The organism is Burkholderia sp. IT-111MI5, assembly GCF_949752865.1.
GTDB classification, from domain to species: Bacteria; Pseudomonadota; Gammaproteobacteria; order Burkholderiales; family Burkholderiaceae; genus Burkholderia; species Burkholderia pyrrocinia_C.
Genome location: NZ_CATKIF010000055.1, coordinates 163,344 through 185,960, shown reverse-complemented (window position 1 = coordinate 185,960; position 22,617 = coordinate 163,344). Strand labels below are relative to the sequence as shown.

Below are 22,617 nucleotides of genomic sequence, written 5' to 3'. Positions count from 1 at the left end.
GCTCCCTGTTATTGCGCGCTCGAAGCAGCGGCAGCACTCGCCGGCGCGGCGCCCGATGCGGCGGCACCGGAAGCGGCGGCGGCGCCGGAACCGGCGGCAGCCGGTGCGGCGGTTGCGGCGGCGGCGCCCGATGCGGCATCGGCCGCCGGTGCGAGCTGCGCCGGCACCGACTTCACGGTCGCACCCGGGCGTACCTTCTCGCCGCCCTGCACGATCACGTGATCGCCCGCTTGCAGACCGCCTTCGACGATCCAGTTCTGGCCCTGCATGCCCGTCGTCTTCAGCGGACGCGGCTCGACCTTGTTGCCGGCGTTCACCACCATCGCGATCGCCTGGCCCTTCTGGTCATGCGTGACGCCGATCTGCGGCACCAGGAACGCGTTCTCGTTCACGCCCTGCTCGATCCGGGCGCGCACGAACATCCCCGGCAGCAGCACCTTGCCCGGGTTCGGGAAGACCGCACGGATCGTCACCGAGCCGGTGGCCTGGTCGACCGTCACGTCCGAGAACTGCAGCTTGCCCGGCTCCGCATAGGTCTTGCCGTCCTCGAGGATCAGCGACACCTTCGCCGCGCCCGGGCCGCTCGTCTTCAGGCGGCCGCTCTGCACGTCCTGGCGCAGCTTCAGGCCTTCGAGGCTCGATTGCGTGAGGTCGACATACACGGGATCGAGCTGCTGCACCGTCGACATCAGCGTCGCCTGGCTCGCCTGCACGTACGCGCCCGGCGTCACTTGCGAAATGCCGACGCGGCCGGTGATCGGCGAGACCACGTCGGTGTAGCCGAGGTTGATCTGCGCGGTGTCGACCGCCGCCTTGCCGGACGCGACGTCCGCCGCGGCCTGCCCTTGCGTGGCCACCGCGTTGTCGTAGTCCTGCTTGCTGACCGCGTTCGCGGCCACCAGCACCTTGTAGCGCGCGACCAGCGCGTTCTGCGTGGCGAGGTTCGCCTGCGCCTTCGCGAGCGTCGCCTTCGCGCTGTTCAGCGCGGCGATATACGGCGCCGGATCGATCTTGTACAGACGCTGGCCGGCCTTGACGTCGGTGCCTTCGGTGAATTCACGGCGCAGCACGATGCCGTCGACCCGCGCGCGGACCTGCGCGACGAGGAACGCGCTGGTGCGGCCGGGCAGCTCGCTGAAGACCGGTACGGCTTGGGGCTGGACGGTGACGACGCCGACTTCCGGCGTTTGCGGCGGCGGTGCCGATTCTTTTTTTCCGCAGGCAGCCAGGAAAACCGCGGCTGCCGCGACAGTGATCAAGCGGTATGGAACCCGTTCGACGCGCATGGAGCGACCTCTGTGTGTAACCAATGGAATAAGTGCAGCACCCGGCGGGAGCGCAACACGGATGCGCCTCGCGGCGCAGATCGAACACCTGAATTACTGGACTGCTGGATACAGCACGTCGGCACGAAACCTCCATGCCGACGGGATGCCGCGAACTGCGGATGGTACTTGGGGCGGGAATCAGCAGAGTGGGATATTAACTGATTGCCACTTGGGTCATTCGATCGTAGGGTGGTATTGTATATACATTCACGAATGTATGTAAAAAGCCCGTTTGTATCGCGCCGACTGTCCAGTCTTACGAATTATTACCAGTCGCAAGCATAGCCAATCCGCATGACGGCAACGAGGGTTGCGGACCCTATATTCACCTACGATCGATCCAATCAGGCCTGCACATGGTCAGACGTACCAAGGAGGAGGCGCTCGAGACGCGCAATCGCATTCTCGATGCCGCCGAACACGTGTTCTTCGAGAAGGGCGTGTCGCACACGTCGCTCGCGGACATCGCCCAGCACGCCGGCGTCACGCGCGGCGCGATCTACTGGCATTTCGCGAACAAGAGCGAGCTGTTCGACGCGATGTTCGACCGCGTGTTCCTGCCGATCGACGAGCTGAAGCGGATGCCGCTCGATGCACCGGGCGGCAATCCGCTCGAGAAGATCCGCAAGATCCTGATCTGGTGCCTGCTCGGCGTGCAGCGCGACTCGCAGTTGCGGCGCGTGTTCAGCATCCTGTTCATGAAGTGCGAATACGTCGCGGACATGGAGCCGCTGCTGCAGCGCAACCGCGCGGGGATGAGCGAGGCGCTGCACACGATCGACGCCGATCTCGCGGGCGCCGTGCGGCTCAAGCTGCTGCCCGAGCGGCTCGATACGTGGCGCGCGACGCTGATGCTGCACACGCTCGTCAGCGGCTTCGTGCGCGACATGCTGATGCTGCCCGACGAGATCGACGCCGAACAGCATGCGGAAAAGCTCGTCGACGGCTGCTTCGACATGCTGCGCTACAGCCCGGCGATGCTGAAGGAAAAAGACTGACGGCACGGCGGCCGCCCGCGCGCCGTTTCATTTTCATCGATCGGCGAGCCGGGCCGCGCAACAGTCGCGGCAATGCGCTTGCCCGCCTCCGTCTCCCCGCCCGGCTCAGGCCGCCTTCGCGCGATGCGCGCGTGCCCGCCGGTTCGACGCGGCTACCGAATCGCGCTTCGGCATCGGCGCGCCGGCCAGCCCGGCGATCCACGCGTCGGTCGACATCACGGCCGCGAAATTCGACTGGAACACCACCGTGTACGCGCGGTGAATCTCTTCGGCGCTCGCCGCGCCCGCTTCGTTCTCGTACGGCAACGCACCCGTCGCATCCTCGAGATACTCGACGTTCAGTCCCGCGTGCGCCGCGTGATAGACCGTCGACGCATTGCAGTTGTGCGTCATGTAGCCGGCCACCGCGAGCGTGTCGATCCCGTGCGCGTCGAGCCATGCGGCAAGATCGGTCCCGGCGAACGAGCTCGCCTGCGCCTTCTCGATCAGGTGCGCGTACGGCCGGCCGGCGACGACCGCGTGCAGCGCGACACCGTCGGTGCCGGGCGCGAAGATCGGCGCGCCGGCCGGCGCGACGTGCTGGACGACGATCACCGGCACGCCGGCCGCATGCGCGGCGTCGATCGCGCGGCCGATGTTCGCGAGCGACACGTCGAGCGGCGGATACTCGATCGGCAGGTTGCCCGTCACGTATTCGTTCTGGACGTCGATCACGATCAGCGCGCGGCGGGAGGTGGTATGCGAGGCGGTGTTCGACATGAATGGCTCCTGGTCCTGACGCGCGGCCCCGCCCCGGAACGAGGCGGCCAGCGGCGCGATGCGATGCATTGTCGGACCGCATCGCCCGCGCGGACAGTGGCCCGATAGCCATTCTTCGATAAAATCGGGCCATCGCCATTCCGGAGCCCGTCATGACCGCCGTCGCGTCACCCGCCTCGCCTGCCCCGACCGTCGTCGCCGTGATCGCATACGACGGCATCAGCCCGTTCCACCTGTCGGTGCCGTCCGTCGTGTTCGGCAAGGAGCGCGACGCGGTCGCATCGCCGGCGTTCGAGTTTCGCGTCTGCTCGGCCGAGCGCGGCCCGCTCGCGACGACGGGCGGCTTCACGATCACCGCGCCGTACGGGCTCGACGCACTCGACGACGCGGACATCGTCATCGTGCCGGCGTGGCGCGACCCGGACGAAGCGCCGCCCGACGAGTTGCTCGACGCGGTGCGCGCGGTCGCCGCACGCGGCGCGCAACTCGTCGGGCTGTGCCTCGGCGCATACGTGCTCGCCGCGGCCGGCCTGCTCGACGGCCGCCCGGCCACCACGCACTGGGCGTGGGCCGACGACTTCGCACAACGCTTTCCGCGCGTGAAGCTCGATCCCGACGTGCTGTACGTGGACGACGGCAACCTGATGACGTCGGCCGGCACGGCCGCCGGGCTCGACTGCTGCCTGCACGTCGTGCGGCGGCGCTTCGGCTCGGATGCCGCGAACCGGATCGCGCGCCGCCTCGTGATCCCGCCGCACCGCCAGGGCGGGCAGGCCCAGTACGTGCCGCAGCCGGTCGCCGCGCACCCGCGCGATGCGCGGCTCGCGGGCCTGCTCGACTGGGTGCGCGCGCACCTCGACGCCGCGCACAGCGTCGATTCGCTCGCCGAACGCGTGCTGATGAGCCGGCGCACGTTCACGCGCCACTTCCGCCAGGCGACCGGCACGACCGTCACCGCGTGGCTGCAGGCCGAGCGGCTCGCGCGCGCGCAGCATCTGCTGGAAACCACCGGGCAATCGATCGACGCGATCGCGCAGGCGGCCGGCTACGGGTCGAGCGTGTCGCTGCGCCAGCATTTCGCGGGCGCGCTCGGCACGTCGCCGTCTGCGTATCGAAGGGAATTCCGCGGCGCCGGAGCCGGCGCCGATGCGAGGCAGTGATGCCCGCCGCGCGCGGAGGCGGGCGGGCCGTGAAGCGAAACCGGCGGGGTTCAGCGGCTCGGCCGCTCAGCCGCCGTTGATCCAGCGCGCCGCATAAAGCAGCAGCGCGACGAACACGATCATCGCCGCCCATGCCCAGACGGGCACCGTGCCCGCACCGCGATGATGAAGCACGCTGGCCGCACGCCCGGTCGGCGAGCCGCCAGCGTGCGGCGGCAGCGGACGCTTCGTCGCGGCCATCAGCGACGCCGGCCGCAGGAACACATGCTGGCGCCGCTGTGCGGCCGGGTTCGCGCGATTCGGCGCGAGGCCGTGCTTCGCCTGCACGACCGCGCAGAACTCGCGGAAGAAATCGTCGGTCCACTCGCGCAGCGCATTCTCGATCTGCCGCGCCGGCAACTCGACGAGCGGCCCGCTCGCCGTCGCCCAGACCACGTACTCGATGCTTGTGGCGTTCGCCTCGTCATCGGGCAGCAGCACCAGTTCGACCTGGCCGCGCAGCGCGCCGAGGCCGTCGGCCCGCGCCTTGAAATTGATCACGCGGCGCGGCCGCCCTTCCGCATCGCCCTGCTCGCCGGCCGCATGCGCACGCACGTCGTAGCGTGCGCGCAGCGGGCCGAGCGGCACCGTGATCGTCAGCGCGAACTCGCCGTGCGCGAGCTTCACGAACGATTCGCAATGGTCGAAGCTCGCCCGCAGCAATGCGGGATCCTCGAAGGCCTCCCGCACGACAGGCGGCGCGAGCGGGACGCGTAACGTGTCGTTCAGTTCCATGATGTCTCCCCGATGAACGCGCGCCGCATCAGGACGTCTCGACGAGACTGTCGATCCGTGCGACATCGAAGGCGACGTAGTGCGCAAGCGCGGCAGCGGCCGCCTTCGGTTCCTCGTAACTCCATGCAGCGTTCTCGATCACGCCGTCTTCCGTCTGCAAGTCGAAATGCACGGCTTCGCCCCTGAACGGGCAGGCGCTCGTCACGCCCGACTTCACGAGCCTGCGCATGTTGACGTCGCCGCGCGGCAGGTAATGGACGTCCGGCAGCCCCGCTTCCCGCACGGTCAGCACGCCGTGCGAATCGGCATACGTGATGCCGCGGTGGATCACGCGCACGCGATGGCGGTTGGGCACGATTTCAACGTGAGGGGCGGCGGCGTCTGACATCGTTTCTCCTTCGGGCGGCCCGGCAGGCAGGCCGGTGACAGGAAACGAAAAAAGCCACGGCACGAGTGCCGTGGCTTTCATTATGGGCGAAACTTCGTCCGATTGCGCAACCCGGGCGGGGGCCGCGTGCGGCGGGCTACTGCGCGCTCCACTGGAACGCGGCTTTCGCGCCGCCCTTCGCGCCGACCGTGACGGTACGGGATTCGTCGCTACCCTGGTACGACGCCTGCACCGTATAGCGCCCCGGCGGCACCTGCACGAGCATGTACGGCCCGCGCGTGTCGGTTTTCAGCACTTCGGCACCCTTGCCGTCGACGATCCGCACATGGACGTCGGCCAGGAATTCGCCGCCCTTGCCGGTGAAGCGCAGCGCCAGCGGCCACTTCGCCTCGTTGCGCTGGAACGCCGTCGATTCGTCCAGCCCGATGCCGCCGGACACGAAGGTGACGTCGCCCTGCTGGCGCGCGGCGGGCAAGCCGTCCGACTGCGCGTACGCGCCGGTCGCGCCGGCTGCGAGGCCGGCGGCCAACGCCGCGGCGACGGCAAATCGGGACACGTTGCGTAGATATTGCATGGCTCTCTCCTTTGGGTCGGAACACATACGGGGCGCCACGCCACGGGGTCGGACGACGGCGCCCGCCGCGGCCGGCCTGGCCGGCCGTCGGCCGTCGCCGGTCAGCTCAGGTCGACCGGCACGAAGATCTGTGCATTATCGCGCTGGATCAGCAGAGCAAGACTGTTGCCCGCGCCCTTCACCGCGTCGCGCAACTGCTCGGGGCTCGTGACCGGGCGGCCGTTGACCGCGAGGATCACGTCGCCGGGCTGGATGCCCGCGTTGGCGGCCGGCCCGCCGGCCTGCTGCACGATCAGCCCGTGCGACAGGTTGCTGGCGCTGCGCTCCTGCGGCGACAGCGGACGCACCGCGACGCCCAGGCGGCCCTGCTCGACCGGCCCGCCGTCGTTCGACGCGAGTTTTGCATCGGCCATCGCGCCGAGCGTCACGCTGATCGACTTCTTCGACTTGTCGCGCCAGATCTGCAGGTCGGCCTTCGTACCCGGCTTCAGGTTCGCGATCTGCGCGGGCAGCGACGTCGAATCGGCGACCGGCGAGCCGTTGACCGACAGGATCACGTCGCCCGGCTGCAGGCCCGCCTTCGCGGCCGGGCCGTTCGAATCGACGGAGCTGACGAGCGCACCGTCCGGCTTCTGCAGCCCGAACGAACTCGCGAGCGTCTGGTTCAGCCCCTGCACGGCGACGCCGAGGCGGCCGCGGCTCACGTGGCCCGTCTTCACGAGCTCGTCCTTCACCTTGATCGCCTCGTTGATCGGGATCGCGAACGACAGGCCCTGGAAGCCGCCCGTCTGCGAATAGATCATCGAGTTGATGCCGATCACCTCGCCCTGCAGGTTGAACAGCGGGCCGCCCGAGTTGCCGGGGTTCACCGGCACGTCGGTCTGGATGAACGGCGTGTAGTTCTCGTCCGGCAGCGCGCGCGACTTCGCGCTGATGATGCCCGACGTGACCGTGTTGTCGAAGCCGTACGGCGAACCGATCGCGACGACCCACTGGCCGACCTTGCTCTGCGCCGGATCGCCGATCTTCACGGTCGGCAGCCCGCTCGCGTCGATCTTCAGCACCGCGACGTCGGACTGCTTGTCCGAGCCGACGACCTTCGCCTTGTATTCGCGCTTGTCGGTCAGCCTGACCGTGACGACGTTCGCGCCGTCGATCACGTGCGCATTGGTGAGGATGTACCCGTCGGAGCTGATGACGAACCCGGAACCGAGGCTCGCGCTCGGCTGGTCGTCCGGCTGCGCGTCGCCGCCCATGCCCGGCACCTGGCCGTAGAAGTGCTTGAAGAACTGGTAGAACGGGTCGCTCGGATCGATCGGCAGCTGCGGCTGCGGCACGCGCCGCGCCACCTGCTTCACGACGTGCTTCGCGCTGATGTTCACGACCGCCGGGCCGTAGGTCTCGACGAGCCCGGAGAAATCGGGGATGCCGGTCTTCGCGGCCGCCTCGGCCGGCATCAGCGCGGCCGCCTGCGCGGGCGTGATGATCTGCGGATCGGCGCGGCGGGTGCCGGCAACGTAACCGGCCGACAGGGCGGCCGCCACGGCGACTGCGACGGCGCCGCGCGCAAGGAATCGGGTGTTCATCGTAGGACCTCCTCTTTGTTAGGACGCAGCGTAACGACCCTGACTTAAAGGAGGCTTAATCAGCCTTAAGCGGCGCTTAAGCGGGCCGACAAGGCCCGTCCGACCGCGTTCTTCACACGGATTCGGACTGCTGCGGCGCCTCGGCCGGCATCTCGGCGTCGCGGAACACGACGCTGACGAGCAGGCCGCCCGCGGCCGCGTCGCCGAGCGACACCGTCGCGCCCTGCTGCGCCGCCACGCGCTTGACGATCGCGAGCCCGAGCCCGCTGCCCGACAAGTCGGCACGCGCCCGCGCGGAGCTGTCACGGTAGAAGCGGTCGAACACCCGCTCGCGCTCGTCGGCCGGGATGCCGGGCCCGCTGTCGCCGATCTGCACGCACGCGCGGCCGGCCGCGTCGGAGGTCAGCGACACGTCGATGCGGCCGCCGTCCGGCGTGTACTTCACCGCGTTGTCGAGCAGGTTGCCGAACATCACGCGCAGCGCGCCGACGTCCGCGACGACGCTCGCCGCGCGCGTCTCCTCGAAGCCGAGATCGATGTCGCGCCGCTGCGCGAGCGGCGCATGCGCGGCCACGCATTCGGCCAGCAGCGCCTGCAGGTCGACCGGCTCGCGCATCGTCGCGCCGTCCGGCTCGGCGCGGGCAAGCGCGAGCAACTGCTCCGCGAGGCGCGTCGCGCGCGTGACGCCGTCCTGGAGATCCGCGACCGCCTCGCGGCGCGACGCGTCGTCCTTCGCGCGGGCGACGAGCTGCGCCTGGATCTGCACGGCCGCGAGCGGCGTGCGCAGTTCGTGCGCGGCGTCGGCCACGAACGCCTTCTGCGTGTCGAGCGCGGCCGACAGCCGCGCGAGCAGCCCGTTCAGCGCGCGCACGAGCGGCTGCACCTCGAGCGGCAGACGCTCGTCGGGCAGCGGATCGAGCGCTTCCGGCCGGCGCGCCTCGACCGCGCGCGTCACGCGGCCGAGCGGCGCCAGCCCGCGCCCGACGATCACCCACACGGCCGCGCCGAGGAACGGCAGCAGCACGATCAGCGGCCACAGCGTGCGCAGCGCGACGTTCGCCGCGAGCCGGTTGCGCACCGACAGCGGCTGCGCGAGCTGCACGACGTTGTCGCCGACGATCGCGCCGTACACGCGCCATTCGCCGCGATCGGTGCGCTCGGTCGAGAAGCCGAGCTCCGCGCGCGGCGCGATCGGCGCGCGCGGATGCGAGAAGTACATCAGCACGCCGTTGCGGTTCCAGATCTGGATCACGATGCCTTCGTCGCCGTTGGTCCGCGAGCCGAACACCTGCGAGAACGGCTCGGACGGCAGCGCCGCGGCGATTTCCTGCAGCTGGTAGTCGAACAGCTCGTTCGCCTCGGCGAGCGCCTGCCGGTAGATCAGCCAGCCTGCGAGGCCGACGCCGGCGACGACGATCGCGAGCAGCCAGATCAGCAATTGATGACGAATCGACCTCACGCGTCAGCTTTCCTTGACGACCATGTAGCCGAGCCCGCGCACGTTGCGGATCAGGTCCGAGCCGAGCTTCTTGCGCAGTGCGTGGATGTAGACCTCGACCGTGTTGCTGCCGATCTCCTCGCCCCAGCCGTACATCTTTTCCTCGAGCTGGCTCTTCGACAGCACCGCGCCGGGCCGCGCGAGCAGCGCCTCGAGCAACGCGAACTCGCGCGCGGACAGTGCGACGGGCGCGCCGTCGAGCGTGACCTGGTGCGACGCGGGATCGAGCGTCAGCGCGCCGTGGCGGATCAGCGACTCGCTGCGCCCGGCCTGGCGGCGGATCAGCGCGCGCATCCGCGCACCGAGTTCGTCGAGGTCGAACGGCTTGACGAGGTAATCGTCGGCGCCCGCGTCGAGGCCCTTCACGCGATCGGCGATGGCGTCGCGCGCGGTGACGATCAGCACCGGCAGCGACAACCCGCGTGCACGCAGCGTGCGCAGCACGTCGGTGCCGTCGCGCTTCGGCAGGCCGAGGTCGAGCAGCAGCAGGTCGTACGTCTCGCCGCCCAGCGCCGTGAGCGCCGCGTCGCCGTCCTGCACCCAGTCGACCGCAAAGCCGTCCGAGCGCAGCGCCTTGCGCACGCCCTCGGCAATCATTCGGTCGTCTTCGACAAGCAGAATCCGCATCGGGACAGGCATCCATGGGTCGGGTGAAACACGCCGATCATTGTAGCGCCGCGAATCGCGTGCGCGGCATGCGCGCCGCAAAGTGATGCCTCAATGCGGCACGACACGCGATTTCGGCGGGCATTTGCCCACTTGTCTCTACAATGTGCGCTTGCGCGCGACGCACGCGCCGCCCGAGCCCCTGCTTACCCGTATTCGTCCATGCCGATTTCCGCCCTTTCCGCCCGGTTCGCCCCCCGCGCTCAAGCCTGCCTGCGCGCAGCCGCCGTCATCGCCACCTGCACCGCGCTGGCCTTCGCGCCGCCCGCGCAAGCCCGCAAGAAATTCCACAAGGAAGCGCGCAAGACCGCCGTCGTGTCGCCCGCCGCGCGTGCGGCCGGCCTGCCGGCATCCGTGCTCGTCGCGCTGCAGCGCGCGAAGGTGCCGGCGTCGGCGATGAGCGTAGTCGTCGAACGCGTCGGCGACCCGGAACCGCTGATCGCGTGGAATGCGAGCCGGCCGATGCTGCCGGCGTCGACGATGAAGCTCGTCACGACCTTCTCGGGCCTGTCGATCCTCGGCCCCGACTTCCGCTGGCGCACGACCGCCTATACGGACGGCACGGTCGACCCCGACGGCACGCTGCAGGGCAACCTGTACATCAAGGGCACCGGTGATCCGAAGCTCGTGCCCGAAGAACTGATCGACCTCGTCGACAAGATCCGCAGGGCCGGCATCAAGCGCGTGGCCGGCGGCCTCGTTCTCGACAAGAGCTATTTCGCGGCATCGACGCGCGACCTGCCGTCGTTCGACGACGACGTGAGCGCGCCGTACAACGTCGGCCCCGATCCGCTGCTGTACGCGTTCAAGGCCGTGTCGTTCACGGTCACGCCGGGCGACGACGGCAAGGTGGCCGTCGACGTGCTGCCGCCGCTCGCGGACCTGTCGATCGACAACCAGCTGGTCGAAGGCACGGGCTCGTGCAGCGCGGCCGCCGCGGCCGCGCGCCCGACGCTGACGGCCGGCGCCGGGATGATGACGGCGTCGTTCGCCGGCGACTATCCGCTGCGCTGCGGCGCGCGCACCACCAACCTCGCGATCCTCGATCACACGACGTTCTTCGCGCGCGGCTTCCTCGCGCTGTGGCGGCAGGACGGCGGCACGATCGCGGGGCCCGTGAGCGAAGGCAAGGTGCCGACCACCGCGCGGCCGGTCGCCGTGCATCACAGCCCGGTGCTCGGCAGCATCGTCTACGACATCAACAAGTTCAGCAACAACGTGATGGCGCGCAACCTGTTCCTGACGATCGGCGCGGTCAGCGGCAAGCCGCCCGCGACGCCCGAGCAGTCGAGCCGCGCGATCCAGGCGTTCCTGCAGAAGAACGGCATCGCGATGCCGGACCTCGCGCTCGAAAACGGCTCGGGGCTGTCGCGCGAAGAGCACGTGAGCGCGCTGTCGCTCGCCGCGCTGCTGCAGGCAGCGAACGCGAGCCCGGTCGCGCAGGCGTTCGTCGATTCGCTGCCGATCGCCGGCATCGACGGCACGATGAAGAACCGCCTCACCAACGCCGGCGTGCTCGGCAACGCGCACATCAAGACCGGCACGCTGCGCGACGTGCGCGCGATCGCCGGCTACGTCGCCGGCGCCGACGGCCAGAGCTACGTCGTCGTCAGCTTCATCAACAACGACCAGGCGGAAGGCGCGCGCGCCGCGCACGACACGCTGCTCGAATGGATCTACGCGGGCGCGCACTGACGGCTCGCGCGCCGCGACGCGGCGCATCCCCGCCCCTCGGTCGACGCACGACGGCCACGGGGCGGCACCGCGCATCGGGCAGCCTTGGCGGGCAGCCCGTGCGGCCCGCCGCCGCCTCGCATACGGAGTCCCGCCGTTCGCGGTTTGAAACGGGCACCGCCACCGATGCGCGACGCATCGCACGCCAGCCGTGCCCGTAAAACGGGGCCGCACCGCCCGGCCTCGCGCCGCGCGGTTTCCGTAGAAACCCTGTCCTCAGAGGGAACCCTCTACGCTGCCCCCTCGCCTAGCGCGTGGCGATTGCGTAGGCTGTTGGCCTGACCGATATCTACAACGGGCCACGCGCCCGGCCTCACGGCTTGCAGGGGAAAAGAGGAGACACGCCCATGCGATTCGACGTCGAATTGCTTCTGCTCGCGCTGGCGCCCGTCTTCCTGCTCTGCATCGCGTGGGAAGCCTGGCACCTCGCCCGCACACGTGCGCAGGACCATGTCTATGCGTGGCGCGACACGCTGTGCAATGCGGCGCTCGCGCTGATGCACCAGGGCGCGGACAAGATCGCGTGGCTCTTCGTGATCCCCGTCTATGCGTACTGCTACCGGCACTATCGCCTGTTCACGTGGCACGACGGCTGGCTGTCGTTCGCGGTGCTGTTCGTCGCGCAGGACTTCCTCTACTACGTGTTCCATCGCGCGAGCCATCGCGTGCGCTGGCTGTGGGCCGCGCACGTCGTGCACCACTCGTCCGAGCGGATGAATTTCTCGACCGCGTTCCGCCAGAGCCTGATGTACCCCGTCGCGGGCATGTGGGTGTTCTGGCTGCCGCTCGCGTTCGCCGGCTTTCCGCCGCAACAGGTCGTCGGCATCGTGCTGATCAACCTCGCGTTCCAGTTCTTCGTGCACACGCAGGCGATCGGCAAGCTCGGCTGGCTCGAGTACGTGTTCAACACGCCGTCGATCCACCGTGCGCACCATGCGCGCAACCCGCGCTACATCGACCGCAATTACGCAGGCGTCCTGGTGATCTGGGATCGCCTGTTCGGCAGCTATGTCGAGGAAACGCCGGACGACCCGCCGCAGTACGGGATCGTCGAGCGGCTCGGCTCGAACAACCCGCTCGTCGCGACGTTTCACGAGTGGGTGTCGATGGCGGCCGACGCGTTGCGCGTCGACGGATGGCGCAACAAGCTGCGCGCGATTTTCGGCCCGCCCGAATGGGCGAGCGCTTATCATGCGCAGGTTGTCGAGGCCGCGAACCAGGACCCGCGCACCGTGCCGCTTGCGGCTGCGCGCGACCAATAACCGTTTCAGCCAACGGCCGCCGCGCAGCCCGGTTCCGAGCAGGCACGCGGCAGATGAGAAACACATCAGGCCATATCTACGAGGAGATCGAACGATGCAGTCACAACAACAATTCCCGTCGCATATCCGGCAACGCCTGCTGCGCACCGCGCAGGTCGCGATCGCGGGTGCCGCGCTCGCGCTGCTCGCCGCGTGCGGCGGCGGTGACGACAACAACAGCAGCAGCGCGTCGAACACGCCGCCTTCCGGCGTGAAGATGCAGATCGTGTCGTTCGGCGACAGCCTGTCCGACGCCGGCACCTATTCGCAGATCAAGCTCGGCTTCGGCGGCGGCCGCTTCACGACCAACCCCGGCCAGGTGTGGACGCAGAACGTCGCGCAGTACTACGGCGACACGCTGCAGCCCGCGAACCAGGGCGGCTTCGGCATTCCGCTGCAGGCCACCGGCGGCCTCGGCTACGCGCAGGGCGGCTCGCGCGTGACGCTGCAGCCGGGCATCGGCCATGCTGACGCGAGCGTGCCGAACGCCGACTTCGCGCAAGCGACCACGACGCCGATCGCCGACCAGGTCAAGCAGTACCTGACGCAGCACGGCAGCTTCAACGCAGGCCAGATCGTGCTGGTCAACGGCGGCGCGAACGACATCTTCTACCAGGCGCAGGTCGCGCAGGCGCAAGGCAACACGCCGGCCGCGCAACTCGCGGCGGCGCAGGCGATCGGCCTGGCCGCGCAGCAGCTCGGCGGGATCGTCCAGCAGATCGTCGCGGCAGGCGCAACGCACGTGTTCGTGTCGAACGTGCCGGACATCGGCGGCACGCCGCTCGCGCTGCAGGGCGGCACGCAGGCCGCGTTCACGCAACTGTCGGGGCTGTTCAACAAGACGCTCGCCGGCACGCTGGCCGCGCTGAAGGTCGACACGACGAAGGTCGCGCTGCTCGACACGTTCACGTGGCAGGACGGCATCGCGGCCAACTACCAGGCGAACGGCTTCAACGTGTCGAACACCGACACCGCGTGCAACCTGAAGGCGATGGTCCAGGCCGCGACGCAGTACGGCGTCGCGAACGCGACCGCATTCGGCTCGTCGCTGTTCTGCTCGCCGCAGACCTACACGGTCCCGAACGCGGACCAGACTTACATGTTCGCCGACACGGTCCACCCGACGACGCGCCTGCACGCGCTGTTCGCGCAGTTCGTGGAAAAGCAGATCGCGGCTTCGGGCGTCGGCAAGTAAGCGGCATATAAACGGACCGCCGCCGGCCGGCACGCGCAACGCGCAGCCGGCGCGATCTCCCCCAAAAAAAACGCCCGACCGGTTCGCCGGTCGGGCGTTTGTCATTCATGGGCCGAGGCTTGCGCCGGTCGTCAGTCGCGCGCTTCGAACGCGGCCGCGGCACGGCCGAGACGATCGTTGACGGCAATCCATTCGACGGTCTCGGGCAGCTTCTCGACGAGAATGCGCGCGACCTGCGCGCGATCGAGCGCACGCAGCATCCCGTACAGGTCGCGCGCGTAAGCCTGCGGATCTTCCGGCGCGGCGATGAAATGCACGCCGTCGGCCTGCGCCCAGCGCCCCGCGCGCGATGCGCGCGCGACCAGCGCGACGCGCTCGCCGTCGGTTTGCGCGGCCGCGAGCAGCGGCTCGAGCGCATCGAACGGCAGCAGCGCGAGCGGCGTGCTCGGCGCGTAATGGGCCTTCAGCGTGCCCGACGCGCGCGGCGCGGTCGCGTCGCTGCCGTCCGGCAGCCGCGGCGCGCGGCCGAGCACGTCGGCGATCTGCTGCGGCGTCACGTGGCCCGGGCGCAGCAGCGCCGGGAAGCCGCGCGACAGATCGAGGATCGTCGATTCGATGCCGACTTCGGACGCGCCGCCGTCGAGCACATGCACGGTGTCGCCGAATTCGTCGCGTACGTGCTGCGCGGTCGTCGGGCTCACATGGCCGAACCGGTTCGCGGACGGCGCGGCCACGCCGCCGTGGCCGCCGCGCCGCGCGCTGAACGCCGCCAGCAGCGCCTGCGCGACCGGATGCGACGGGCAGCGCAGCCCGACCGAATCCTGCCCGCCGCTCACGGCGTCCGGAATGCGCGCATGGCGCTTCAGGATCAGCGTCAGCGGGCCGGGCCAGAACGCATCGATCAGCTTCCGCGCATCGTCGGGAAGGTCGTCGGCCCAGTAACCCGGATCGCCACCGGGCGGCAGGTGCACGATCACCGGATGGTTCGCCGGCCGCCCTTTCGCCGCGTAGATGCGCGCGACGGCTTCGGGATTCGCCGCGTCGCCGCCGAGCCCGTAGACGGTTTCGGTCGGGAACGCGACGAGTTGCCCCGCGTCGAGTAGCGCGGCGGCCGCGTCGATCTGCGCGGGCGTCACGGAGTTCGGGAGATCGATGGACATCGGCTGGCGCCTCAGTCGAGCGGCACGCGCAGCAGCTGCGCGCACGCGGTAGCCGCGGCGACGGCTTCGTCGCGCGTCGGGGCCGTGAAGTTCACGTGCCCCATCTTGCGACCAACGCGCGCGTCTTCCTTGCCGTACAGGTGCAGGTGCGCAGCCGGCATCGCCGCGACCGTGTCCCACGGCGGCGTGACGGCATCGGCCGCTGCACCGTTCGGGAACCACACGTCGCCGAGGATGTTCAGCATCGCGGCCGGCGAATGCTGGCGCGGGTTGCCGAGCGGCATGCGCGTCATCGCGCGCACCTGCTGCTCGAACTGGCTCGTTGCGCACGCATCGACCGTGTAGTGGCCGGAGTTGTGCGGGCGCGGCGCCATCTCGTTCGCGACGAACGAGCCGTCTTCCAGCACGAAGAACTCGACGCACAGCACGCCGACGTAGCCGAGCGTATCGGCGATCCGCACGGCCGCCTGCTGCGCCTCTTCGACGCGCGCGGCATCGGCGGCCGGCGCGGGCACCACCGTCAGCGCGAGGATGCCGTTGTGGTGCGCGTTCTGCGCGAGCGGGAACGCGGCCGAGCGGCCGTCCGCGCCGCGCGCGATCAGCGCCGACACTTCGTATTTCAGCGGCAGGCGCTTCTCGAGCACGCACGGCACGCCGCCGAGCGCCGCATGGGCGTCGCGCGCTTCCTGCGCGGTACGCACGCGCACCTGGCCCTTGCCGTCGTAGCCGAGGCGTGCCGTCTTCAGGATGCCCGGCAGCACCGCGTCGAGCACGGCATCGTCGAGCGCGGCGAGCGCCGCCGACGATTCGATCACGACGTGCGGCGCGACCGGTACGCCAGACGCCTCGATGAAGCGCTTCTCCGCGATCCGGTCCTGCGCGACCGCGACGCAGCGGCCGGCCGGCGCGACAAAGGTCGTGCGCGCGAGGAAATCGAGGCTCGCGGCCGGCACGTTCTCGAACTCCGTCGACACCGCGTCGCACAGGTCGGCCAGCTCGGCGAGCGCGGCTTCGTCGTCGTAGGCCGCGCGCAGGTGGCGGTCGGCGACCGCGCCGGCGGGGCTCGTCGGATCGGGATCGAGCACGGCGACGCGATAGCCCATCGCCTGGGCGGCAAAGCAGAACATGCGGCCGAGCTGGCCACCGCCGACCATGCCCAGCCACGCGCCGGGCAGGATCGGGGAAACGGAATCAGGAGTTGCGGTCATGTCAGTGGTCGGTCGCGGCGGGCGCTGCCCGCCGCAGTGGGGAGGGTCAGGCAGCCGCGACGCGCGGCCGCCGGTGCGCCGTCATTCCAGCGGCGGCAGCACCATCGCGTGCGCGGCTTCGTTCTGGCGCACGCGGAACGCGGCGAGCCGGTTCGCGTAATCGGCCGACGTGCCGGACAGGATCGACACCGCGAACAGCGCGGCATTCGCGGCACCGGCCTCGCCGATCGCGAACGTCGCGACGGGCACGCCCTTCGGCATCTGCACGATCGAGTGCAGCGAATCGACACCCTTCAGGTACTTGCTCGCGACCGGCACGCCGAGCACCGGCACCGTGGTTTTCGCGGCCAGCATGCCGGGCAGGTGCGCGGCGCCGCCGGCGCCCGCGATGATCGCGCGCAGCCCGCGCTCGCGCGCCTTCTCCGCATAGTCGAACATCTCGTCGGGCATCCGGTGCGCGGACACCACCTTCGCTTCGTACGGCACGCCGAATTCCTGCAGGATCGCTACCGCGTGCTTCATCACGTCCCAGTCGGAACTCGAACCCATCAGCACGCCGACGAGCGGCGCGCTGTGCGTGTGGGCAGTCTGGACTTCACTCATTTCGTCATTTCCTGTCGACCAGAGTTAGCGCTTCAGCGCTTACTCTGGTCCCATGCAAAGCGGTCGACCGGAGTTGGCGCTTCAGCGCTTACTCCGGTCCCATGCAAAGCTCGCTCAGGCGAGCGACTGGCCGGTGATGCGCTCGAGCGCTTCCTGGTACTTCGCGGCCGTTTTCTCGACGACGTCGGCCGGCAGCGCCGGCGCCGGCGCCGTCTTGCCCCACGGCTGCGCCTCGAGCCAGTCGCGCACGAACTGCTTGTCGAACGACGGCGGGTTCGTGCCGACCTGGTACTGGTCGGCCGGCCAGAAGCGCGACGAATCGGCCGTAAGCACTTCGTCCATCAGGTACAGCTTGCCGTGGTTGTCGAGGCCGAATTCGAACTTCGTATCGGCGATGATGATGCCGCGCGTCGCCGCATAGTCGGCCGCTTCCTTGTACAGGCGGATCGAGATGTCGCGGATCGTCGCGGCCAGCTCGGTGCCGATGCGGCGCTCGGTTTCCTCGAACGTGATGTTCTCGTCGTGCTCGCCCATCTCGGCCTTCGCGGCCGGCGTGAAGATCGGCTCGGGCAGCTTCTGCGCGTTCTGCAGGCCTTCCGGCAGCTGCACGCCGCACACGGCGCCCGACGCCTGGTATTCCTTCCAGCCGCTGCCGGCCAGGTAGCCGCGCACGACCGCTTCGATCATGATCGGCTCGAGGCGCTTGACGACCACGCCGCGGCCCGTCACCTGCTCGACCTCGTCGGCCGCGACGACCGCTTCCGGCGCGTCGCCCGTCAGGTGGTTCGGCACGATGTGCGCGAGCTTGTCGAACCAGAAGTTCGCCATCTGGTTCAGCACGCGGCCCTTGTTCGGAATCGGCTCGCCCATCACCACGTCGAATGCCGACAGGCGGTCGGTCGTGACGATCAGGAGCTTGTCGTTGCCGACCGCGTAGTTATCGCGGACCTTGCCGCGACCGAGGAGCGGCAGCGAGCGGAGCGTGGATTCGTAAAGGGTAGACATCGTCTTTTCGCAGATAAGGAGCCAAACAAAAAGGGAAACGCCGTTCCCCGCGGCAGGCGGGAACGGCGGTCTTGCAATACGTCGGCGAACCGGCCGGGCGGTGCCCGGGCGGTTGCCGGCCGGCCCTCGTTCGGCCGGACGGAACGGCTGCCTGGGGCCGGATCACATCCGGCCTGGCTGCCCGCCCCTGCCTTGCGGAAGAATCGGGCGGGGCAATCGTACTACAGTCTCAGCGCACGACCTGCGCGAGCGCGCCGGACTTGTACTGCTCGGCGATCTTGTCGAGCGACACCGGCTTGATCTTCGCGGCCTGGCCTTCGCAGCCGAATGCGAGGTAGCGGTCGACGCAGACCTGCTTCGCCGCTTCGCGCGCGGGCTTCAGGTAGTCGCGCGGATCGAACTTGCCCGGGTTCTCGAACAGGTAGCGGCGGATCGCGCCGGTGATCGCGAGACGCAGGTCGGTGTCGATGTTGATCTTGCGCACGCCGTGCTTGATGCCTTCCTGGATTTCCTCGACCGGCACGCCGTAGGTTTCCTTCATGTCGCCGCCGAACTGGCGGATTTCTTCCAGCAGCTCTTGCGGCACCGACGACGAACCATGCATCACGAGGTGCGTGTTCGGGATGCGCGCGTGGATTTCCTTGATGCGCTGGATCGACAGGATGTCGCCCGTCGGCTTCTTCGAGAACTTGTAGGCGCCGTGCGACGTACCGATCGCGATCGCGAGCGCATCGCACTGCGTGAGCTTCACGAAATCGGCCGCCTGCTCCGGATCGGTCAGCAGCTGCTCGCGGGTCATCGTGCCTTCCGCGCCGTGGCCGTCTTCCTTGTCGCCCTTCATCGTCTCGAGCGAGCCGAGCACGCCGAGTTCGGCTTCGACCGTCACGCCGATCGAGTGCGCCATCTCGACGACCTTGCGCGACACGTCGACGTTGTACTCGTACGACGCGACCGTCTTGCCGTCGGCTTCGAGCGAACCGTCCATCATCACGCTCGTGAAGCCGCTGCGGATCGCGCCCATGCAGACCGCCGGCGACTGGCCGTGATCCTGGTGCATCACGACCGGGATGTGTGGATACGACTCGACCGCCGCTTCGATCAGGTGGCGCAGGAACGGCTCGCCCGCGTACTTACGCGCGCCGGCCGATGCCTGCATGATCACGGGCGCGCCGACCTGGTCCGCTGCCGCCATGATCGCCTGGACCTGCTCCAGGTTGTTCACGTTGAAGGCCGGCAGGCCGTAACCGTGCTCTGCCGCGTGATCCAGCAATTGACGCATTGATACGAGAGGCATTGTGGAACTCCTTGAATGAAAACCGGTGCGCCCTGACGCCGGCGCGGCACCCGCCCTCGTTCGAACCGGGGCGGCGCGGCGCGGCTGAGCGTCGAATAGCCGCATTTTATCGCGAAGCGCCTCCGATTCCGACCGCCCGTTGGCGCCCGCTCGCAATTTGTTACGTTCGCACGGCACAATGCGGGCAAAAAAGAGAAAAAAAGCCGCGCGGGGCTTCGGACCCCGCGCGGCTTTCGCGTGAAAAACGGTGCCGGATCGAATTCGATCGACCCGGGTCGCCGGCCAGGTGCCCGGCGAACGCTCGACTCAATAGTGCTCGCCGACGCGCACGATCTTCAGCGTGTTGGTGCCGCCCGCCTGCCCCATCGGTTCGCCGACGGTCAGCACGACCATGTCGCCGTGCTGCACGTAGCCCTGCTTGACGACGAGCTCGAGCGCCGCCTGCAGCGCCGAGTCGCGGTCGCTGTTGAAGTCGACGTGCAGCGGCGTCACGTTGCGGTACAGCGCCATCGTGCGCTCGCTGCCGACGCGCGGCGTCAGCGCGAAGATCGGCACGTGCGTGTAGTGACGCGACATCCACAGCGCGGTCGCGCCCGATTCGGTCAGCGCGATGATCGCCTTCGCGCCCAGGTGGTACGCGGTGAACAGCGCGCCCATCGCGATCGACTGATCGATCCGCGTGAACGTGCGGTCGAGGAAATCCTTGTCCAGCTCGACGTGTTCCGACTTTTCCGCCTCGACGCACACGGCCGCCATCGTCTCGATCGTGACGACCGGGTACTTGCCGGCGGCCGTCTCGGCCGACAGCATCACCGCGTCGGTACCGTCGAGCACCGCGTTCGCGACGTCCGACACTTCCGCGCGGGTCGGCACCGGCGCGTAGATCATCGATTCCATCATCTGCGTCGCGGTGATCACGAGCTTGTTCGACTCGCGCGCCATCCGGATCATCCGCTTCTGCAGCGCCGGCACGGCCGCGTTGCCCACTTCCACCGCGAGGTCGCCGCGCGCGACCATGATGCCGTCGGACGCGTCGAGAATGCTCTGCAGCGCCGGAATCGCTTCCGCGCGCTCGATCTTCGCAATCATCTTCGGCTTGATGCCGTACGGCGCGCCCGCGATGTTCGCGAGCTGGCGCGCCATTTCCATGTCGGTCGCGTTCTTCGGGAACGACACCGCCACCAGGTCCGCGCCGAGCGACATCGCGGTGCGGATGTCTTCCATGTCCTTCGCGGTCAGCGCGGGCGCCGACAGGCCGCCGCCCTGGCGGTTGATCCCCTTGTTGTTCGACAGCTCGCCGCCCACCTTGACGATCGTGTGGATCTCGTCGCCGAGCACGCGCTCGACGGTCAGCACGATCAGGCCGTCGTTCAGCAGCAGCAGGTCGCCCGGCTTCAGGTCGCGCGGCAGTTCCTTGTAGTCGAGGCCGACCCGCTCGTCGTTGCCGAGCTCGCAGGCCGCGTCGAGGATGAACGGCTGACCGGGCGCGAGCGTCGTCTTGCCGTTCTCAAACTTGCCGACGCGGATCTTCGGACCCTGGAGATCGGCCATGATCGCAATCTCGCGGCCGACCTTGCGGGCGGCCTCGCGCACCATCTCGGCGCGCTGGCGGTGATCGTCGGCCGTGCCGTGCGAAAAATTGAGCCGCACGACGTCGAGGCCCGCCTGCATCATCTGCAGCAGAATCTCCGGCGAACTGGAAGCCGGGCCGATCGTGGCGACTATCTTGGTGGCGCGCTGCATGAAACTCCTCATCTGGATCAAGGTGGATGCGCTGGGTGAAACGCTGCGAGAGCCGGACACGGCGGGCCCAGCGGCGGCCGTTCCGGAGGGCGTGCCGGTGCTTGCGCCCGGCATCGCTTTGTTCTGAATCTCGTGGTGCTGCATGGCCGCGTCGCCAGCGGCCGCCGGTGCGCGCGGGGTGGAGTTCGCCCGCGCGGGCGCGCGTTTGCGCTTGCCCGCGCCGGCCGGCTGCTCCGCTTTCGCGGAGCGCGCGGCCTTCGTCACCCCTGCGCGCGCCGCCACGCTCAGGCCGCCCGCGTTTCGAGCACTTCCACCGCCGGCAGCTTCTTCCCCTCGAGGAACTCGAGGAAGGCGCCGCCGCCCGTCGAGATGTAGCTGACCTGGTCGTGGATGCCGTACTTCGCGATGGCCGCGAGCGTGTCGCCGCCGCCCGCGATCGAGAACGCGGACGATTTGGCGATCGCTTCGGCGAGTGTCTTGGTGCCGTTGCCGAACTGGTCGAACTCGAACACGCCGACCGGGCCGTTCCACACGATCGTGCCTGCCTTCTCGAGCTGGCTCGCGAGCGCCTTGGCCGTATCGGGGCCGATGTCGAGGATCATGTCGTCCGCTTCGATGTCGGCGACCTGCTTCACCGTGGCCGCGGCCGTCGGCGAGAATTCCTTGGCCGTCACGACGTCGGTCGGGATCGGCACCGACGCGCCGCGCTCGCGCGCTTCGTCGATGATCGCCTTCGCCTCGTTGACGAGGTCGGCTTCCGCGAGCGACTTGCCGATCGGCAGACCGGCCGCGAGCATGAACGTGTTCGCGATGCCGCCGCCGACGATCAGTTGGTCGACCTTGCCGGCCAGCGACTTCAGGATCGTCAGCTTGGTCGACACCTTCGAGCCGGCGACGATCGCCACCAGCGGGCGCGCCGGGTTGCCGAGCGCCTTGCCGAGCGCGTCGAGTTCGGCGGCCAGCAGCGGGCCCGCGCACGCGACCGGCGCATACTTCGCGATCCCGTGCGTGGTCGCTTCCGCGCGGTGCGCGGTGCCGAACGCGTCGTTCACGTACACGTCGCAGAGCTTCGCCATCTTTTGCGCGAGCTCGTCCGAATTCTTCTTCTCGCCCTTGTTCACGCGGCAGTTCTCGAGCAGCACGACCTGGCCCGGTGCGACGTTCACGCCGTTCTCGACCCAGTTCGACACGAGCGGCACGTCGCGGCCGAGCAGCTCGGCGAGGCGCTTCGCGACCGGCGCGAGCGAATCTTCCGGCTTGAATTCGCCTTCGGTCGGACGGCCGAGGTGCGACGTGACCATCACGGCCGCGCCGGCGTCGAGCGCGGCCTGGATGGCCGGCACGGACGCGCGCACGCGCGTGTCTTCGGTGATGTTGCCGTGATCGTCCTGCGGGACGTTCAGGTCGGCGCGGATGAACACCCGCTTGCCGGCGAGCTGGCCGGCGGCGATCAGGTCGGTAAGACGCTTGACTTGGCTCATGTTGGACAGATTGAAGTAGTGGATGGGGAAAGGGGGTTCACGCTGGACGTGCGCGGGCTGCCGCGAAAGGGCGCCGGATGCGGCCGTGGCTGGCGGTTCGCATGACGCGCACGGGTAAAAAATCTCGAACGGGCATTCTAGCCGATCCACCCGGCAGACTGA

At 69.0% G+C, this 22,617-nt stretch carries 21 protein-coding genes; 6 read left to right on the top strand and 15 right to left on the bottom strand.

What is annotated here, in order from left to right; all coding sequences use genetic code 11:
• Nucleotides 1–8: 8 nt before the first annotated feature.
• Nucleotides 9–1,286 carry an efflux RND transporter periplasmic adaptor subunit gene (locus ACM6JT_RS28045; protein WP_034178902.1) on the bottom strand — a complete coding sequence of 426 codons (1,278 nt, stop codon included), beginning with the start codon at nt 1,284–1,286 and terminating at the stop codon, nt 9–11.
• 398 nt (nt 1,287–1,684) lie between these two features.
• Here ACM6JT_RS28045 and ACM6JT_RS28040 point away from each other — a divergent pair, with 398 nt between their 5' ends.
• Entirely contained in the window at nt 1,685–2,326 is a 642-nt protein-coding gene (locus tag ACM6JT_RS28040) for a TetR family transcriptional regulator (protein WP_105390038.1), read from the top strand.
• A gap of 105 nt (nt 2,327–2,431) precedes the next feature.
• Here the strand turns inward: ACM6JT_RS28040 and ACM6JT_RS28035 are convergent, their stop codons facing one another.
• Nucleotides 2,432–3,085: a cysteine hydrolase family protein gene (locus tag ACM6JT_RS28035; protein WP_034179414.1), complete on the bottom strand. Its 654-nt coding sequence runs from the start codon at nt 3,083–3,085 to the stop codon at nt 2,432–2,434.
• 152 nt (nt 3,086–3,237) lie between these two features.
• Between ACM6JT_RS28035 and ACM6JT_RS28030 the strand changes: the two genes are divergently transcribed.
• Complete coding sequence (locus ACM6JT_RS28030) at nt 3,238–4,245, top strand: helix-turn-helix domain-containing protein (RefSeq protein ID WP_217589993.1); 1,008 nt, start codon at nt 3,238–3,240, stop codon at nt 4,243–4,245.
• A gap of 66 nt (nt 4,246–4,311) precedes the next feature.
• Here the strand turns inward: ACM6JT_RS28030 and ACM6JT_RS28025 are convergent, their stop codons facing one another.
• The 6 genes from ACM6JT_RS28025 to ACM6JT_RS28000 all read right to left on the bottom strand — a co-directional run bounded on the left by ACM6JT_RS28025 (nt 4,312) and on the right by ACM6JT_RS28000 (nt 9,692).
• Entirely contained in the window at nt 4,312–5,019 is a 708-nt protein-coding gene (locus tag ACM6JT_RS28025) for a CoxG family protein (RefSeq protein WP_131947551.1), read from the bottom strand.
• A gap of 28 nt (nt 5,020–5,047) precedes the next feature.
• On the bottom strand, nt 5,048–5,407 hold the full coding sequence (locus ACM6JT_RS28020; protein ID WP_034179415.1) for a DUF427 domain-containing protein: 360 nt from the start codon (nt 5,405–5,407) through the stop codon (nt 5,048–5,050).
• Nucleotides 5,408–5,543: 136 nt separating this feature from the next.
• Complete coding sequence (locus tag ACM6JT_RS28015; RefSeq protein WP_034178906.1) at nt 5,544–5,981, bottom strand: carboxypeptidase-like regulatory domain-containing protein; 438 nt, start codon at nt 5,979–5,981, stop codon at nt 5,544–5,546.
• A gap of 101 nt (nt 5,982–6,082) precedes the next feature.
• The gene (locus ACM6JT_RS28010) at nt 6,083–7,567 is read right to left on the bottom strand and encodes a DegQ family serine endoprotease (protein WP_034178907.1); all 1,485 of its coding nucleotides are present in this window, start codon (nt 7,565–7,567) and stop codon (nt 6,083–6,085) included.
• A gap of 112 nt (nt 7,568–7,679) precedes the next feature.
• Nucleotides 7,680–9,026 (bottom strand): ATP-binding protein, encoded by a 1,347-nt coding sequence (locus ACM6JT_RS28005; RefSeq protein WP_175961960.1) that lies wholly within the window; start codon nt 9,024–9,026, stop codon nt 7,680–7,682.
• A gap of 3 nt (nt 9,027–9,029) precedes the next feature.
• Nucleotides 9,030–9,692 (bottom strand): response regulator, encoded by a 663-nt coding sequence (locus ACM6JT_RS28000; RefSeq protein WP_034178909.1) that lies wholly within the window; start codon nt 9,690–9,692, stop codon nt 9,030–9,032.
• 201 nt (nt 9,693–9,893) lie between these two features.
• Between ACM6JT_RS28000 and dacB the strand changes: the two genes are divergently transcribed.
• From dacB to ACM6JT_RS27985, 3 genes are all read left to right on the top strand, one after another.
• Entirely contained in the window at nt 9,894–11,426 is a 1,533-nt protein-coding gene (gene dacB, locus ACM6JT_RS27995; RefSeq protein ID WP_034178910.1) for a D-alanyl-D-alanine carboxypeptidase/D-alanyl-D-alanine-endopeptidase, read from the top strand.
• A gap of 386 nt (nt 11,427–11,812) precedes the next feature.
• Nucleotides 11,813–12,727, top strand: a complete 915-nt coding sequence (locus tag ACM6JT_RS27990; RefSeq protein ID WP_034178911.1) for a sterol desaturase family protein — start codon at nt 11,813–11,815, stop codon at nt 12,725–12,727.
• A gap of 94 nt (nt 12,728–12,821) precedes the next feature.
• Nucleotides 12,822–13,961, top strand: a complete 1,140-nt coding sequence (locus ACM6JT_RS27985; RefSeq protein WP_034178912.1) for an SGNH/GDSL hydrolase family protein — start codon at nt 12,822–12,824, stop codon at nt 13,959–13,961.
• Between the two features lie 131 nt (nt 13,962–14,092).
• Here the strand turns inward: ACM6JT_RS27985 and ACM6JT_RS27980 are convergent, their stop codons facing one another.
• The 6 genes from ACM6JT_RS27980 to pyk all read right to left on the bottom strand — a co-directional run bounded on the left by ACM6JT_RS27980 (nt 14,093) and on the right by pyk (nt 20,974).
• Nucleotides 14,093–15,121, bottom strand: a complete 1,029-nt coding sequence (locus ACM6JT_RS27980) for an L-threonylcarbamoyladenylate synthase (protein WP_407970836.1) — start codon at nt 15,119–15,121, stop codon at nt 14,093–14,095.
• An 11-nt stretch (nt 15,122–15,132) separates the two neighbouring features.
• A complete protein-coding gene (locus ACM6JT_RS27975; RefSeq protein ID WP_034178914.1) occupies nt 15,133–16,329 on the bottom strand; it encodes a 5-(carboxyamino)imidazole ribonucleotide synthase in 1,197 nt (398 codons plus the stop codon).
• Nucleotides 16,330–16,410: 81 nt separating this feature from the next.
• Nucleotides 16,411–16,932 (bottom strand): 5-(carboxyamino)imidazole ribonucleotide mutase, encoded by a 522-nt coding sequence (gene purE, locus ACM6JT_RS27970; RefSeq protein ID WP_006763511.1) that lies wholly within the window; start codon nt 16,930–16,932, stop codon nt 16,411–16,413.
• Nucleotides 16,933–17,046: 114 nt separating this feature from the next.
• Nucleotides 17,047–17,937, bottom strand: a complete 891-nt coding sequence (locus tag ACM6JT_RS27965) for a phosphoribosylaminoimidazolesuccinocarboxamide synthase (RefSeq protein WP_034178915.1) — start codon at nt 17,935–17,937, stop codon at nt 17,047–17,049.
• Between the two features lie 229 nt (nt 17,938–18,166).
• Nucleotides 18,167–19,231, bottom strand: a complete 1,065-nt coding sequence (gene fba / locus ACM6JT_RS27960) for a class II fructose-bisphosphate aldolase (RefSeq protein WP_034178916.1) — start codon at nt 19,229–19,231, stop codon at nt 18,167–18,169.
• A 306-nt stretch (nt 19,232–19,537) separates the two neighbouring features.
• Nucleotides 19,538–20,974, bottom strand: a complete 1,437-nt coding sequence (gene pyk / locus ACM6JT_RS27955) for a pyruvate kinase (protein ID WP_034178917.1) — start codon at nt 20,972–20,974, stop codon at nt 19,538–19,540.
• Here pyk and ACM6JT_RS27950 point away from each other — a divergent pair.
• Nucleotides 20,973–21,101, top strand: a complete 129-nt coding sequence (locus tag ACM6JT_RS27950) for a hypothetical protein (RefSeq protein ID WP_258170483.1) — start codon at nt 20,973–20,975, stop codon at nt 21,099–21,101. The genes pyk and ACM6JT_RS27950 overlap by 2 nt on opposite strands.
• Before the next feature lie 157 nt (nt 21,102–21,258).
• Here the strand turns inward: ACM6JT_RS27950 and ACM6JT_RS27945 are convergent, their stop codons facing one another.
• Nucleotides 21,259–22,455: a phosphoglycerate kinase gene (locus ACM6JT_RS27945; protein ID WP_072442751.1), complete on the bottom strand. Its 1,197-nt coding sequence runs from the start codon at nt 22,453–22,455 to the stop codon at nt 21,259–21,261.
• Nucleotides 22,456–22,617: the final 162 nt, after the last annotated feature.

Bases quoted from the DNA above. Each gene is read 5' to 3' on its own strand.
- ACM6JT_RS28035 (WP_034179414.1), bottom strand. From the start codon at position 3,085: ATGTCGAACACCGCCTCGCATACCACCTCCCGCCGCGCGCTGATCGTG.
- ACM6JT_RS28000 (WP_034178909.1), bottom strand. From the start codon at position 9,692: ATGCGGATTCTGCTTGTCGAAGACGACCGAATGATTGCCGAGGGCGTG.
- fba (WP_034178916.1), bottom strand. From the start codon at position 19,231: ATGCCTCTCGTATCAATGCGTCAATTGCTGGATCACGCGGCAGAGCAC.
- ACM6JT_RS28040 (WP_105390038.1), top strand. From the start codon at position 1,685: ATGGTCAGACGTACCAAGGAGGAGGCGCTCGAGACGCGCAATCGCATT.
- purE (WP_006763511.1), bottom strand. From the start codon at position 16,932: ATGAGTGAAGTCCAGACTGCCCACACGCACAGCGCGCCGCTCGTCGGC.
- ACM6JT_RS27975 (WP_034178914.1), bottom strand. From the start codon at position 16,329: ATGACCGCAACTCCTGATTCCGTTTCCCCGATCCTGCCCGGCGCGTGG.
- ACM6JT_RS27950 (WP_258170483.1), top strand. From the start codon at position 20,973: ATGAAACTCCTCATCTGGATCAAGGTGGATGCGCTGGGTGAAACGCTG.
- ACM6JT_RS27945 (WP_072442751.1), bottom strand. From the start codon at position 22,455: ATGAGCCAAGTCAAGCGTCTTACCGACCTGATCGCCGCCGGCCAGCTC.
- ACM6JT_RS28015 (WP_034178906.1), bottom strand. From the start codon at position 5,981: ATGCAATATCTACGCAACGTGTCCCGATTTGCCGTCGCCGCGGCGTTG.
- ACM6JT_RS28030 (WP_217589993.1), top strand. From the start codon at position 3,238: ATGACCGCCGTCGCGTCACCCGCCTCGCCTGCCCCGACCGTCGTCGCC.
- ACM6JT_RS28045 (WP_034178902.1), bottom strand. From the start codon at position 1,286: ATGCGCGTCGAACGGGTTCCATACCGCTTGATCACTGTCGCGGCAGCC.
- ACM6JT_RS28010 (WP_034178907.1), bottom strand. From the start codon at position 7,567: ATGAACACCCGATTCCTTGCGCGCGGCGCCGTCGCAGTCGCCGTGGCG.
- ACM6JT_RS27990 (WP_034178911.1), top strand. From the start codon at position 11,813: ATGCGATTCGACGTCGAATTGCTTCTGCTCGCGCTGGCGCCCGTCTTC.
- dacB (WP_034178910.1), top strand. From the start codon at position 9,894: ATGCCGATTTCCGCCCTTTCCGCCCGGTTCGCCCCCCGCGCTCAAGCC.
- ACM6JT_RS28025 (WP_131947551.1), bottom strand. From the start codon at position 5,019: ATGGAACTGAACGACACGTTACGCGTCCCGCTCGCGCCGCCTGTCGTG.
- ACM6JT_RS27980 (WP_407970836.1), bottom strand. From the start codon at position 15,121: ATGTCCATCGATCTCCCGAACTCCGTGACGCCCGCGCAGATCGACGCG.
- pyk (WP_034178917.1), bottom strand. From the start codon at position 20,974: ATGCAGCGCGCCACCAAGATAGTCGCCACGATCGGCCCGGCTTCCAGT.
- ACM6JT_RS28020 (WP_034179415.1), bottom strand. From the start codon at position 5,407: ATGTCAGACGCCGCCGCCCCTCACGTTGAAATCGTGCCCAACCGCCAT.
- ACM6JT_RS27965 (WP_034178915.1), bottom strand. From the start codon at position 17,937: ATGTCTACCCTTTACGAATCCACGCTCCGCTCGCTGCCGCTCCTCGGT.
- ACM6JT_RS27985 (WP_034178912.1), top strand. From the start codon at position 12,822: ATGCAGTCACAACAACAATTCCCGTCGCATATCCGGCAACGCCTGCTG.